This is a genomic window from Acidimicrobiia bacterium (genome assembly GCA_040881685.1).
In the GTDB taxonomy this organism is placed as follows: domain Bacteria; phylum Actinomycetota; class Acidimicrobiia; order IMCC26256; family PALSA-555; genus SHVJ01.
Map to the genome: position 1 here is coordinate 1 of JBBECS010000009.1, position 13,784 is coordinate 13,784.

General features: G+C 65.9%; 12 protein-coding genes. 5 read left to right on the plus strand and 7 right to left on the minus strand.

Translation table 11 applies throughout. The features are described 5' to 3' along the window. Both WEE69_02325 and WEE69_02330 read right to left on the minus strand, forming a co-directional pair. The coding region (locus tag WEE69_02325) for a hypothetical protein (GenBank protein MEX1144126.1) at positions 1 to 255 on the minus strand (255 nt) is incomplete at its 3' end. A gap of 137 nt (positions 256 to 392) precedes the next feature. Beyond that, positions 393 to 1,511 (minus strand): amidohydrolase family protein, encoded by a 1,119-nt coding sequence (locus WEE69_02330; protein ID MEX1144127.1) that lies wholly within the window; start codon positions 1,509 to 1,511, stop codon positions 393 to 395. A 37-nt stretch (positions 1,512 to 1,548) separates the two neighbouring features. On the opposite strand from WEE69_02330, the gene WEE69_02335 reads away from it, so the two are divergent. The 5 genes from WEE69_02335 (at position 1,549) to WEE69_02355 (ending at position 8,338) form a co-directional block, all read left to right on the plus strand. Next, on the plus strand, positions 1,549 to 2,868 hold the full coding sequence (locus WEE69_02335; GenBank protein MEX1144128.1) for a phenylacetate--CoA ligase family protein: 1,320 nt from the start codon (positions 1,549 to 1,551) through the stop codon (positions 2,866 to 2,868). Further along, the gene (locus tag WEE69_02340) at positions 2,865 to 3,551 is read left to right on the plus strand and encodes a hypothetical protein (protein ID MEX1144129.1); all 687 of its coding nucleotides are present in this window, start codon (positions 2,865 to 2,867) and stop codon (positions 3,549 to 3,551) included. Before WEE69_02335 ends, WEE69_02340 begins: the two co-directional genes overlap by 4 nt. 90 nt (positions 3,552 to 3,641) lie before the next feature. Next, positions 3,642 to 5,183, plus strand: coding sequence for an AMP-binding protein (locus WEE69_02345; protein ID MEX1144130.1), 1,542 nt, complete (start codon positions 3,642 to 3,644; stop codon positions 5,181 to 5,183). 45 nt (positions 5,184 to 5,228) lie between these two features. Next, positions 5,229 to 7,487, plus strand: coding sequence for a class I SAM-dependent methyltransferase (locus WEE69_02350; protein ID MEX1144131.1), 2,259 nt, complete (start codon positions 5,229 to 5,231; stop codon positions 7,485 to 7,487). Next, positions 7,484 to 8,338 (plus strand): TylF/MycF/NovP-related O-methyltransferase, encoded by an 855-nt coding sequence (locus WEE69_02355; GenBank protein MEX1144132.1) that lies wholly within the window; start codon positions 7,484 to 7,486, stop codon positions 8,336 to 8,338. The genes WEE69_02350 and WEE69_02355 overlap by 4 nt, the downstream gene beginning before the upstream one ends. A 4-nt stretch (positions 8,339 to 8,342) precedes the next feature. On the opposite strand, the gene WEE69_02360 is transcribed toward WEE69_02355, so the two are convergent. The 5 genes from WEE69_02360 to WEE69_02380 are packed head-to-tail and all read right to left on the minus strand — an operon-like array spanning position 8,343 to position 13,731. Then, a complete protein-coding gene (locus WEE69_02360) occupies positions 8,343 to 9,242 on the minus strand; it encodes a TylF/MycF/NovP-related O-methyltransferase (protein MEX1144133.1) in 900 nt (299 codons plus the stop codon). An 11-nt stretch (positions 9,243 to 9,253) separates the two neighbouring features. Further along, on the minus strand, positions 9,254 to 10,255 hold the full coding sequence (locus tag WEE69_02365; protein ID MEX1144134.1) for a phytanoyl-CoA dioxygenase family protein: 1,002 nt from the start codon (positions 10,253 to 10,255) through the stop codon (positions 9,254 to 9,256). Positions 10,256 to 10,286: 31 nt separating this feature from the next. Beyond that, a complete protein-coding gene (locus WEE69_02370) occupies positions 10,287 to 11,303 on the minus strand; it encodes a phytanoyl-CoA dioxygenase family protein (GenBank protein MEX1144135.1) in 1,017 nt (338 codons plus the stop codon). A gap of 14 nt (positions 11,304 to 11,317) precedes the next feature. Beyond that, positions 11,318 to 12,328 carry a hypothetical protein gene (locus WEE69_02375; protein MEX1144136.1) on the minus strand — a complete coding sequence of 337 codons (1,011 nt, stop codon included), beginning with the start codon at positions 12,326 to 12,328 and terminating at the stop codon, positions 11,318 to 11,320. Beyond that, on the minus strand, positions 12,325 to 13,731 hold the full coding sequence (locus tag WEE69_02380) for a hypothetical protein (GenBank protein MEX1144137.1): 1,407 nt from the start codon (positions 13,729 to 13,731) through the stop codon (positions 12,325 to 12,327). Before WEE69_02380 ends, WEE69_02375 begins: the two co-directional genes overlap by 4 nt. Between the last annotated feature and the right edge of the window lie 53 nt (positions 13,732 to 13,784).

Genomic DNA, 13,784 nt, shown 5'->3' on the forward strand with positions numbered 1-13,784 from the left:
ACGCTGCTCGTCGGTGGGACGAGGGCGGGTGCCGTCTGCGTTCGGCTCGGGCTTGACGACGCCCTGCTCTTCGAGGCAGGCCTTCTGCTCATCGGTGAGCTGCGGTCGCTGAGGTCGTCCCTCGGCGGCCGGGGGGTCGCTCTCGTTGCTGTCCTGGGCGAACGCCGCCGGCGCGAGTGCGCCGACGAGCGCGGTACCCATGACCATCGCCACGGCAAATCTGCCGAGGCGGTGGGCCTTTCGGGGAGTCTCCATTGCTGGGGTGTCCTTTCGTCGGGGGCACCCGCACTCTGCAATGGCTACCTGAATGCACGCTGAAGCCCGACCGCGGGCCTCTCAGCGTTCTCTCAGACTCGGGCTTTGGGTGCGCCTCTCACCCGGCTATTCCGGGGTCAGGGACGCACGTCGAGGTTGTAGAGACGCGCGCAGTTGCGCCACAGGATGTCGTCGCGCACCTTCGGTGAGAGATCGGCCGTGTGCTCAGCGACCACGGCTTGCGACTCGGGCCACGTGGCATCGCTGTGTGGATGGTCGTTCGCCCACATGAGTCGTTCGGGGTTCAACAGGTCGGTGATCCGGAACGCAACGAAGTCGTCCTGGAACGTCACGTACACGTTTTCACGGAAGTACTCACTCGGGGGACGAGTGAGATCGGCGGTGAGCCAATTGCGATGACGGTCGAAGGCGTGGTCGGCGCGGTACATCCAATGCGGCACCCAGCCGGCGTCGGCTTCGACGCACACGACGCGCAGATCCGGATGTCGCTCGAACACCCCACCGAAGATGAGCGTGCCGATGATGTCCTGACACCCGCGGATGATGCCGAGGAAGCTGTTCATCTTGGGACCGCGGAATCTCCCGCCGGTCATGTCGTCCGTGCCCGTAGTGAGGATGTGGAACGACAGCGGCAGGTCGAGCTCCACCGCGGTCTCCCACAGCGGATCCCAGCGGCGGTCGTCATAGTCGCCGTCGGCGTGACAGCCGGCGTAGCCAGGGAGCATCGCGCCGCGCAGGCCGAGGCTGACGATGGCGCGCAGGTCGTCGATGCCCTCGTCCACGCTGCGCAGCGCCGTCTGCCCGAGTCCGACGAGGCGGTCGGGCGCGTGGTTCTGGAACTCGGTGATCCAGAGGTTGTACGCGTCGAAGCATGCCTTCTTGTAGTCGACATCGGGATGGTTGCAGAGCAACATGCCGACCGACGGGTACAGCACCTCCGTGGTGACACCGTCGCGATCCTGCTCGACGAGGCGAGCCGCGGGGTCCCAACCGCCGGCGTGGAGCTCGTCCCAGCCGACGTACGTGAACGGGTGGATCGACTCCGCCGGTCGTCCCGCGGCGGCGATCATGCCGTAGGGGATGCGAGTGCGCCCGTTGTCGATGTCGATGACCGCGCCCATGGTCTCATCCGTTGCGGCAACGGGTCGACGAGCAGCGAACGCGGGATCGATGCGCTCATAGCATTCGCCCGGCTCGGTGACGTGCGAGTCGGCCGAGATCGTGAACAACGCCATGGGCACCACGCTATTGCCCGCGGATAGGGTCACGCCGGTGAGCGCGCCGCCCGTCGACAGCGATCGCTACCTTCATCCCGAAATCGAGACGATGGCGCGAGCCGATCTGGAGGCGATCCAGGAGGCGAAGCTCCTCGACCTGCTGCCGTACGCGTACGAACGTTCGGCGCTGATCAACTCGACGTGGACCGAGGCCGGGGTGCACCCCCGCGACATCAAGTCGCTCGACGACTATCGCGAGCGGGCACCGTTCATCAGCAAAGACGCCATCAGGGTCTTTCGAGACGACCGGGGCGACCCGTACGGCGGTTTGCTCTGCTTCGACGAGTCGGAGCTGACCGCGATCACGTCCACGTCGGGCACCACGGGCGACCCCACGCTCGTGCCTGAAGTGTGGGGCGGAGCGCGCGAAGACACAACGCCGGCGCTCGTGCGCGAGTTCTACGAGATCGGCACACGCCCGGGCGACTACTTCACGTGCATCCTCTTCACGTTCCGGGGTGCCTTCTACGCGATGGTCCAGAGCCTCGGCGCGGTCCCGGTGTTCCTCGACCACACGCCGGTTGAGCTCCCGCGCTTTGTGGAGCTGTCGCTGGAGCTGCGTCCCACCTGCCTCTATAACTTCAGCAATGTGTTGATCAGCGAGCTCGCCCGCGTGTGCGACGACATGAAGGTGGATCCGCGCGAGGTGATGTCGAGCTACCACGGGATCGTCCACGGTGGCGAGCCACTGGGCACGCGATCGCGCAAGCTGCTCGAGGAATGGGGAGTCGCGGGCTTCGAGCACACGGCGGTGGGCGACGCGGGGGCCGCCACAGAGTGTCGCGAGCACGACGGTTGCCACTTCTGGGAAGACTCGGTGCTGGCCGAGCACCTGGATCCCGACGGCACCGACACTGTGCCCGACGGCACACGAGGAGAGCTCGTCGTGACCGCGCTCGACAATCGGACGATGCCGCTCGTTCGCTTCCGCTCCGACGACCTGGTCGAGCTCACCCGCGAGCGGTGCGGGTGTGGTCGCACACATGGTCGGATCAGAACCGCGGGTCGCAAGGGCGACGAGGTCATCGTCGACGGCCGCTCGGTGTTGCCCATGGACGTGTGGGAAGCGGTCGAGCGCTTCGACGAGACCGCGATGGGCTTGTTCCAGATCATCCGGACCGCGCCGCAGATGGACACGCTGCGCCTGCGCGTTGGTCACGACGGTTCGACGAAGCAGCCCGCCGAGCTGGGTGACCGGCTGATCGGCGCCGTGAGCGAGCTGACCGGCGTGACTCCACAGATCGAGCTCGTACCCAACGACGAGCTCCTGCGGCTCGGACCTCCCCACAAGATCCCGCGCGTGGCCAAGCGATGACCACCGAAGCGAAACCGTTGCCAGCGCCGCTCTGGGGCGTCGGCTCGTTCCGCGTTGGCGACCAGATGCCGGCGTACGCGGTGTCGCAAGACGACCACGGTCGCGACATCTCGACCGCCATGAAGGCGGTGGCGTCACTCGGGCTGCAAAAGAAGAAGCGTGCGCTCGTGCTCTCGATGCTCTCCGAGGCGGCCCAGTACTGGCCGGTGCAGATCGCGCTGCTGGTCAGCAAGGCGCAGTTCTCGCTCGCCGACGCCAGCCGTTTCGATGCCTTCCGCACCGCGATGTTCCTTCGTGCGATGCAGTACGACGTGGTGCTCGGCATCAACACCGACGTGCTCGACGGGCTCGACGACCTCGGCCATGCGTACGCCGACATCTTCGCCAAGGTTCCGGTGCTCTCTGCACGAGCAGGCGCGTACGAACGCCTGCGCGACGCCGGACTCTCACCTCGTTGGTGGCTGCATGTCGGCCCCACGGTCGCGGTGGAATGCGATCAGCTCCAGGGGGCACACGTCGACGGTGACGAGTGGGAGCTCGACTCGGAACGCGGCGAGGTGCTGATCAGTGCCCGGAAGCCGCGCGCCGCGACGATCGACCGGCTCCACACCGCCGTACAGGGCGAGATCGTCACCGAGGTCTGCGCGTGCGGTCGCTCCGACCCGCGTGTGATTCCGCAATGAAGCCAGAGGCGAGCGTCCGCGGCGCAGGTACCCTGCGACGTAGCGAGCCGTGGCCCGAGCGGCCCCGCGCGTAGCGCAAAGAGCGGGACATTGGACCGGCTGCACTCGCTGACGCTCGGCGATCTGCTTCGAGAGAACCGGCGTCGATTCCCGCAGCGGACGGCCGTCGTCTGCGGCGGTGAGCGCTGGACCTATCCCGAGCTCGACGAGCGGGTGAACCGGCTCGCCAACGCCTTGCTCGGTGTCGGCTTCCAACCCGGTGACCGCGTGCTCTGGCTTGGCCAGAACTGCCATCGCTTGTTCGAGTGCCTGTTCGCGGTCGCGAAGCTCGGCGGCATCGTGGTGCCGGCGAACTGGCGTCAGACCGCACCCGAGCTCGCCTTCCAGATCGAGGACGTGGACGCGCGCGTCGTGATGTGGCAAGACGAGGAGATCGGCGACGCCGTTCGCGAGGCGCGCGGGTCGATCACCTCGCCAGCCCTCTGGCTCCAACACGACGCCCATGGCGACGGCACCTTCGAGTCGTTCCTCGGTTCCGGCGCGACGACGGACCCTGATGTGGACGTCGATCCGATGTCTGCCGTGCTCACCATCTATACCGCCGCGTTTGGTGGCCGCCCGAACGGCGCACTGCTGAGCCATCTCGGGTTCATCATCGAGAATATGCAGGTAGCGCTCTTGCAGCGGCTCGACAGCGACGCGATCTACCTCAACTCCGGGCCGTTGTTCCATGTGGGCAGCTTCATGACCACCATGGCCACGTTCCAGCAAGGCGGCACGAACGTGTTCATGCCCCGCTTCGATGCGGAGGGCTTCTGTCGACTCGTCGACGCCGAGCGATGCACCACGGGTTACGTGGTGGGGAACATCATGGACCGCATCGTCGAGTTGAATCGCGACGGCCGTTACGACCTGACGAGCCTGCGTCTGCCCGGCACTCCCGAGTGGAACAAGATGGTCAGCGCGGAGACGACGCCGTGGAGCCGGAATGCCGGGGGATACGGCCAGACCGAGGTGAACGGCCTCGTCACGTTCCGCGGCATCGGTGGCGAGCACGAGGGGACGCACGGTCGCACGCTCCCCGTCGCGCAGCTCCGCATCGTCGACGAGGACGACCAGGAGCTCCCCCCAGGCGAAGTGGGTGAGATCGTCGTGCGGGGTCCGACCGCGATGGTCGGCTACCTACACCGCCCCGAGGTCAACGCGCACCGCCAACGCGGAGGTTGGCACCACACCTTTGACCTCGGTCGCCGTGAGGCCGACGGCTCGCTCACGTTCATCGGACCCATGACCACGATGATCAAGTCGGGGGTCGAGAACATCTATCCCGCCGAGGTCGAGGCAGCGATCACGCAGCACGCAGCTGTGGCCGAGGTGTGTGTGATCGGTGTGCCCGATCCGGTTTGGGATCAGAGCGTGAAGGCGGTTGTGGTGTGCGTCGCCGACCGGCAAGTCACGGAGGACGAGATCATCGTCCACTGCAAGCGCAACATCGCGTCGTACAAGAAGCCGAAGCTGGTCGAGTTCACGGACGCGTTGCCGAAGGATGCAAACGGCATGGTCGACCGTGACGCGGTCGACGAAGCGTTCGGCGGCGGCGGGTACCCAGGACCGAAACGCACACGCGGCTAGCTGGCACTCCGTGAATCCGCGGCTGGGCGTGTATCTTTGCCCGGCGTGACACCCCCGCTCTCTCTCGTCGTTGTCGCGTACAACATCGAACGCGAGCTCCCGCGCACGCTGCAATCGCTCTCCGTCGGGTACCAGCGCGGGGTGAACGCGTCCGACTACGAGGTCGTCGTCGTCGACAACGGTTCACCTACACCCGTCGATCCGTCGGTGTTCGATGGGCTCGACGGTCAGTTTCGCTTGGTGCGCATCGACGACGCGTCGCCGTCGCCAGCACCGGCCGTCAACCGCGGGTTGCGGGAGGCGCGCGGCGACGCCATCGGCGTGCTGGTCGACGGGGCGCGTCTGGTGACACCAGGCTTCGTGCACTACGCGCTCGTCGGCAGTCGAGTTCACCCGAGGTCAGCGGTCGTGTCGCTCGGTTGGTACCTCGGCTTCGACTTCCAGCGCTACGCGCTCGACGCGGGCTGGACCAAGGCCGACGAAGATGCGCTCCTCGAGTCGATCGACTGGCCGGCCGACGGCTACCGGCTGTTCGAGATCAGCTCCCTCGACGAGTCTTCCGTCGAGGGTTGGTTCCTCGGCGTCTTCGAGAGCAATGGCTTGTTCCTGCCGGCGAGTGTGTGGACCGAGCTCGGTGGCTTCGACGAGCGCTTCGCGTCACCGGGCGGCGGATTAGTGAACCACGACACACTTCAGCGCGCCGCTGACCGAGACGACCTGGGCTGGGTCATCCTCCTCGGAGAGGGCACGTTCCATCAGATCCACGGCGGCATCGCGACAAACGTCTCGGCTGGAGCGATCGACGAGAAGATGCAGCGTTGGCGGGCCGAGTACGAGGCGATCAGTGGGCGCACGCTCTACGAGCACCCACCGCTGCCCGACCCAATCTACTTGGGGCCGCTCCCAGAGGTGCTGTGGCCGCGGTTCGGATACTCCGTGAGCACGATGTTGCACGCGACGAAACGGCTCCCACCGCCGGTGATCCCGCCAGTGCCGCTTCCCGATCCCGAAACCGATTCGAACGAGTTCGCCGCGCAATGGTCGGCGCGCGCCGGCGCGGCGGCTCGTCAAGGACGCGCGACCGAAGCGCAGCACTTCGCCCGCTTGGCTCGAGCCGCTGATCCGTCGGCTCGCGACGTAACCCCACTTTTGTCGTGCATCGCGACGCACCGTCCGCTCGAGCAACTCTCGCGTCCGGAGCGGGCGCAGTTCTTTCTCGATAATGGGCTCGCGTGTGAAGGGGCCGGTGCCGTCGCGGATGCTGAAGCGCATTTCCGCGAGGCGTTGACAAACGAGCCGCGCCTCGCGGCCGCATACGAAGGGCTGAGTCGGCTCCGAATGCCGGGGCCGGGCTATTACGACCGGATTTCGCGCATACACGAGCAGTTGAACCCCGCCTCGTACCTCGAGATCGGCGTGTTCACCGGTGAGTCGCTTGCGCTCGCTCGCCCACCGACGGTTGCCATCGGGGTCGACCCCGATCCACAGATCCGTGAGCTGATCTCCGTCGAGCTCCACCTCTATCGGGAGACATCGACCCAGTTCTTCCAGCGCGACCTGCGGTCAGTGTTCGGAGGCGGCGCGCCCTCCCTTGTGTTCATCGACGGTTTGCACGAGTTCCCTGCGGTGCTCGAGGACTTTGCCAACGTCGAAGCGGTCTCCGACCCGGGCACGATCGTGCTTTTACACGACATGATCCCGTTCGACGAGACCACACAACAAGCCGAGCGGGTGCACGAGTTCTACACCGGCGACGTGTGGAAGCTCCTGCACTGCTTGGCCGATGTGCGTCCCGATTTGTCGTGGTTCACGATCCGAACGCCGCCGAGCGGGCTCACGGTGGTCGGTGGTCTCGACTCGACGTCGACCGTGCTGCGGGACGAGTACGAGAAGTTGGTGGAGCGCTTCGCGAGCCTCACGTTCGACGACGCGCTGAACGTACCGGGTCCGGTGCTCGAGAACGAGTGGTCCGTGGCTGCCGACAACCTCCGTCGCCTGCGAGAGGCCAATGCACCCGTCGATTCCGCTCACGCGGTCGGCCCGGCGGGTTCCATGGTGGAGGCTCGTGACGCCGAGCAACTGGCGCGACGGATCCGGGACCTCGAGACGGTCGACGCCGCTCGCCGCAAGGAGCTTGCCGCCCTCAAGCGGGCTCGTCGTGAAGCTTCCCTCGGAGTCGTGCTTGACCCAGAGTCTGCGCAAGCCCAGCTCGAGCTGATGCGGAACACGAAGCTCTTCCGGTGGACACGTCCGCTCCGCGCGTTGTACTCGCGACTTCGCGGTCGCGGTCGCGGCAGCGAATGACGGCGAACCTGCGACGGAACGCACCGGCCGACGACGCATCGCGCCTTCGGGATCTCTACCTCACGATCCTCAAGCGAGCAGTCATGCACACGCTCTACACGCCGCTCGACTCACGGTCGATCAATGACTATCTCGATCCCGAAGATGTTCGGCAGTCGGTACTCGGCCAGATCGCGCGCGGTGAGCTCGACCTCAACGATCAGGAAAGTCTTCGCCGCCAGCGGGAGATGGGCCGTGACTGGCCGCAGTTCGGTCAGACCATGGTCGGACTCGACCGGCTCGACAACATCCAACAGTGCTACGAGCGCATTCTCGATGACGGCATTGCTGGCGATCTCATCGAGGCTGGCGTGTGGCGCGGCGGTGTCGCGATCTTCATGCGCGGCTTGCTCGAGGCCTACGGCGATCGCGATCGCGTCGTCTACGCAGCGGACTCGTTTCAAGGACTCCCGTCACCGAACGCCGACGAGTATCCAGCTGACGAAGGAGACCGCTTCCACACGTTGGACGCCCTCGCAGTCTCGCGCGACGAAGTAGCGAACAACTTCTCGCTGTATGGCTTGCTCGACGAGCGGGTGCAGTTCCTCGAAGGCTGGTTCAAGGACACGCTCCCGACCGTGCACGATCGAACCTGGTCCATCATCCGTCTCGACGGCGACATGTACGAGTCGACGATGGACGTCTTGACACATCTCTATCCGCAACTCTCGGTTGGTGGGTTCCTCATCGTCGACGACTTCGCGCTGGCGCCCTGCAAGCAGGCGATTGAGGACTTTCGTGCCGCGCACGGCATCGCCGAGCCGATCGAAGAGGTCGACTGGACCGGCGTGTTCTGGCGCCGGACGCGGTGACGCCCTAAGACTCACGCTCCTCGCGCACGTAGTCCCAGAGGCCATAGAAGTCCTTCCGGGTGTAGGCGACGCTCGTCGGGTCGGTGGACCAGTCGAACGGTCCAAGGTAGTGCTGACCCACGCCCACGCCGGTGCCCGCGCCCATGAGGCCGGGTGGCGGCGCGTCGAAGTACTGCTTCCAGAACCGCTCCGAGAAGAAGAGCGCGCAGTAGTCGAGGTACATGAACTCGTCGACGAACACGTAGCCCTGTTCGGTGAGGCGCGGCCAGAGATTCACGATGCAGTCGTGGAGGCTCGCCTGAAAGTCGACGTCCAGGAAGCACAACACGACGGGTTCGGTATGCGAGGGAAGCGTCTCGTTGAACCATCCCTTACGGAACTGGCATCGCCCGATGACCCCATGACGTCGCACGTTCTCCTGGACACGTTCGAGATCGCCGCGGAACATGCTTCGACTCTCGGGTTTGGCATGGTGGTCACCGGGCTCGGCGACAGGAAGACCCTCGAACGAGTCGTACACGATCAGGTCGCGTCCGACGATGTCGCAGATCAGCGACAGGTTGACCGTCGAGCCGCCGAGCCAACAGCCGCACTCAACGACGACACCGGCCGTCTCGGGCGGGATCTCGAGAAGCTTCGCGGCCATCGCGAGGTGCGCCTTGTACGAGGTGCCCGTCCTCACCTTTCTGGTGTTGCGGTACATGCGGTAGGCGAGCTTGAACTTCCTCCGCCAGTTCATCTGATAGCTGGGATGGATCCGGTGCTTGTCGAAGCCCCAGCGGGCGATGAGAAAGAGGGAGAGCACGTTGTAGACACCTCGGGCTGAACGAGTGGGGATCGCCAGCGAGCCCCACTCATGTTCAACCCAACCGTCCTGGCGATCGTCGATTGGCTCGGATTTCACGCGCGGGCCTTTCAGTATGCGATCGGTAGCGCCGTTGATGGGTACGCCGATGGCGCAGCGAACCACGCTTCGATCGCGTATCGCGCCCGGGTCATACCGGGATCGACGGCAGTCCGGTGCAAGAGCATGTGATCGAAGAGCAATGCGTCGCCGGGTGCGAACATCGGACGCATCGCGCCACCAAGCTCTCGCACCGTGCCTTCTCCGACGCTCCAGTCGAACGTGGCACCGTTGGTCCCGACCTCGACGATCGAGTCGAGTCGTCGGCCGACGATGTCGAGACCGGGAGCATCCAGTCCGCAGTGCGAGAGCGCGAGCCACACATTGATGCTGTGGATGTGTGCGCCGAGGAACGCGCCGTCCTGGTGCCAGTCCGGGGTGCCCGTAGGTTCGACCCGGCGCAATGTCCACTTGCTCGCGAGGAGCAGCGGCGCTTCGCCCAGATACGACGTCACGAGGTCGCGGACGCCGATCTCGTCGAACGCCTCGATCACGTCGAAGATCGTTCGCGGCGAGTCGACGGCCAGGATGCCTTGGCCTTCGTGGATCCACTCGCGTGGGACCTCTTCGCCGGCCCGAGGCTCGAAAGGTACGAACCATGGGGCCGTGTCGGACGCCGGCGCACCCTTCACGTACGCGTCGTACCCTGCGTAGGCGCGGTCAATGTCGGTGACGAACTGGTCGACCCGTGGTTGTTCGATGAGCCCTCGAACGAGGAGGCATCCGTGGTGCAGGATCCCGCTCCGCAGCACCTTCGTCGTGAGCTGGTCACGCGTGACCTCCGGAATCCCACGAACATGGCGGAATCGGTCTCGGGTCTTGGATGGCCAACGTCCACCCCGGTGAGGGGGACCCTCGGGGATCGGTGCATCCCGTCGCAGCGCCACGAGGCGGGCCTCGACGTCAGGGTTACGCCGACGCCGGTTCTCGCTCGTCAACGCATTGATTGCTTCGCGGAAGCGCCCGGCAGCCACGAGCTCGTCGATAGTGATGCTGTTCACGCTCGACGCCACCGGGCGCAGGATATCGCAGGACGAATCCGGCTCAGTAGGCGATCGCGAGCTGATCAGCCGGATACGACGACGGCGCGGCGAACCAGGCTTCGATCGCGTAGCGATCTTGCGTCATGCCCGGGTGCACACCGGTGCGGTGCAGGAGCAGGTGGTCGAAGAGCAGCGCGTCGCCGGGCTCGAAGATGGGCTGGACGATGCCCTCTGGGGCGAGCTGGCTGACCGTCGATGCACCGACACTCCAATCGAACCCGGCGCCACTCGTGCCAGGGTCGATGATCCCGTCGAGCCGCCGCCCGACGAGGTCAAGGCCGGGCGCGTCCACTCCGCAGTGTGAGAGTGAGACCCAGACGTCCACACTCCGGATCCCGGCGCCCATGAACGCACCGTCCTGGTGCCAGTCCGGGTTGCCGCGTGGCTCGACGCGACGGAGGGTCGTCTTCATCGCGAGCAGCAGCGGTTGTTCCCCGAGGTAGTCGGTCAGCAGGCTGCGCATCCCGATCTCCTCGAACGTCTCTACGACGTCGAAGAACGCCCGTGGTGAGTCGGCCGCCAACACGCCGTCACCGCCACGAATCCACTCTCTGTGGATCTCGTGGTCCGGCCCGGGGTCGAAGCGCACGAACCACGGTGCAGTCTGTGACACCGGCGCTCCGTTCGCGTGGGCGTCGTATGCCGCGAACGCTCGGTCGATGTCGTCGACCAGCTGGTGGACCCGCTCAGGGCCGATGAGCCCGCGGACCAGGAGGCAGCCGTGGTGGAGGATCCCGCTGAGCAGCAACTCGGAGGTGAGCTGGTCGCGGGTCACCTCGGGGATGTTCGCCTCGTTGCTGAAGCGATCCGGCACGTGTGGAGGCCACGACGCGGCAGCGGCCGCCGTCGCGCCTCCCAAACCATCACGACGAAGCTCCAGCAGGCGCGCCTCGATCTCGGGATGGGGTCGCACTCTGTTCGCGTTGGTCAGGAGATCGATGGCCTCGGCGAATCGACCCTCGACGACGAGCGCCTCGGCGTGCCGACGGACTCGTGCGTGGCGGCGATGGATCAGCAAGTTACGAGTTCCAGTCAGTAGGCGATCGCGATCTGGTCGTCCGGGTAGTTGGATGGGGAAGCGAACCATGCTTCGATCGCGTATCGGTCGCGTGTCATCTCTGGACGCAACGCGGTGCGATGCAAGAGCATGTGGTCGAACATCAGCGCGTCGCCCGGCGCAAAGACCGGGCTTGCCACCTCTCCGCGCGCGACCTCTTCGGCAACGCTGTCTGCGACGCACCAGTCGAAGCGCGCATCCTCAGTGCCGACGGCGACGATCTGGTCGAGTCGACGGGACACCAAGTCGAGGCCGGGTGCGTCGACGCCGCAGTGTGACAACGAGAGCCAGATATCAACGCTGCGGATATCGCGCCCCATGAATGCGCCATCCTGGTGCCAGACCGGGTAGCTCTCCTCTTCGCGCGCACGCCGCAGCGTCCACTTCTGGGCGAGCATCACCGGTGGCTCTCCCAAAAAGCCGTTCACGAGGTCCCCGATACCGATCTCCTCGAACGCCTCGATCACGTCGAACAACACGGGCGGTGAGTCGACGGCGAGCACGCCACCGCCCGCGCGTCCCCATTGCCGGGGGATGATGTGTCCAGGCCCGGGGTCGAAGGGCACGAACCACGGCGTCACCTCGGCGAGCGGTGTGCCCTGCGCGTGGGCATCATGAGCCGCGATCGCATGCTCGATGTTGTCGATCAGGCCTTCGACGCGCGGTTGACTGGCAAGACCGCGGACGAGGATGCATCCGTGCCGGAAGATCCCACTGCGGAGCGCATCGGGCGTGAGCTCCCCTGGCGTGATCTCGGGCGGATTGGCGGCGCCCCGGAAGCGGTCCTTGGTCTTGGGAGGCCATCTCCGCGGGCCGCTCGACGGGCCGAGGTGCGCGACAGCCGCAAGCCGGAGCTCGACCAGGCGCACTTCGATTCCCGGGTCGCGGCGCGCGCGGTTGGCGATGGTCAGAGCCTCGATGGCCTCGAGCAGCCGGCCTGACTCGACAAGCTCGTCCGCCAACGTTCGGGGATCACGCGCAGTCACGGTGTAGCTTCGTCCCGATCGGCGCCGGCACGCGCCGGCCGACACACGATACCGAGCATCTCCTTCGGCGCGGGGATGCCGAAGCGGCGGGGCAGGGCGCCATCAGCCATGAGGTCTTGGAGGAGCGCGACGTTGATCTGTGGTGCAAGGTCGGGGCTCGGCATGGCGTTCCCGGCCACGCGGCGTCCGCTGCCGCAACCGTCGTCCAGCACGGTCACCACCTGTTGTACGGAAGCCTTCACCTGGGCGGCCCAGTCCTCGCTGAACTGTCGGACCGGGTTGAACTGCCCGAGGTTCAACACGAAGACGCCGACCAACCCGGCCACCGCCGCGGCGCCAGCGACTCGGTTCAGCTGCTCCCGGGGTGAACGCAACGAGGCGACGATCGCCGGCGCGAAGGCCAGCAGCAGGAACATCGCGATCCATTGCACGTACCTGGATCCGGGAAGCTGTGACGGAGCGATGAGGAACGAACGTCCTCTTGCGAGCGCGGCGGTGCCGAACGCGGCCGCGGCGAGCCCGGCGCCGAGTCCGATGATGGTGCGCCGGTCGAGACGGTGTCGTAGCGCGCCGAACAGCACACAACCCGTGGCGGTGGCAAGGGCGATGGCTCCTACCCATGTGCGATCAAGTGGGATCGTCGGATTCGCCGGCGTGAGCTCGACGACTGAGCGCGTCTCACCGCCCCCGATGAGTCCGCCCGCCGAGACGAGGAACAACCTCGTCGCGAACTTGAACATCGTGTCGAACGATGCCGACACCTGAACTCCCTGGTCACCGAACATCAGCCACCCAAGGCCGACCAGCGCTGGAGCCCAGAGGCTGGCAACCACGAAACGCATCGGCCAGAGGAAGGCGAGGAGAACGGTCACGAACACGCCGCCGATGATCGCGACTCCGCTGTCCGCCGCAATCGCGAGTACCAATAGGGCCGCGATCAACGTCGCGGACTTCGGTGTCCTTTGATCACCCAGTACCACATACGCCGCGAAGAAACACGCGGCGAGGCAGAAGTTGATCCCGAGCTGGAACTCCCACACCACATTTTGTCCACCGGGTCCGAAGTACGTGACGACGAGTGCCGCGAGAAGCGCGAGCAATGTGGGTACGCCCAAACGGCGCAGCACCAGGGCAATTCCGATCTGCATCGCCGCAACGCTGGCCATGAATGCAACCCAGATGAGCTGGTGCCCCTCCAGCCCGAACCACGCACGTTGCAGCCGGTACAAGATGTACGACGGCACCTCGAGGTGCCCTTGATGACCGGAGAACATCTCGGTCCACGAACCGAGCGACTTGTCGATCATCGTCCACTCGTCGTAGTAGTACCAATGGTCCTGGTACCACGTCGCGATCCAGAGCATCCCCGCGAGCGGGAACGCGACCCACACCGCGATTCGCATGGCATCGGCGCGAGACGTCGAGCGCAGCCGAGCGACGAACCCTCCGATCACTG

Bases quoted from the DNA above. Each gene is read 5' to 3' on its own strand.
- WEE69_02330 (MEX1144127.1), bottom strand. From the start codon at position 1,511: ATGGCGTTGTTCACGATCTCGGCCGACTCGCACGTCACCGAGCCGGGC.
- WEE69_02355 (MEX1144132.1), top strand. From the start codon at position 7,484: ATGACGGCGAACCTGCGACGGAACGCACCGGCCGACGACGCATCGCGC.
- WEE69_02380 (MEX1144137.1), bottom strand. From the start codon at position 13,731: ATGCGAATCGCGGTGTGGGTCGCGTTCCCGCTCGCGGGGATGCTCTGG.
- WEE69_02340 (MEX1144129.1), top strand. From the start codon at position 2,865: ATGACCACCGAAGCGAAACCGTTGCCAGCGCCGCTCTGGGGCGTCGGC.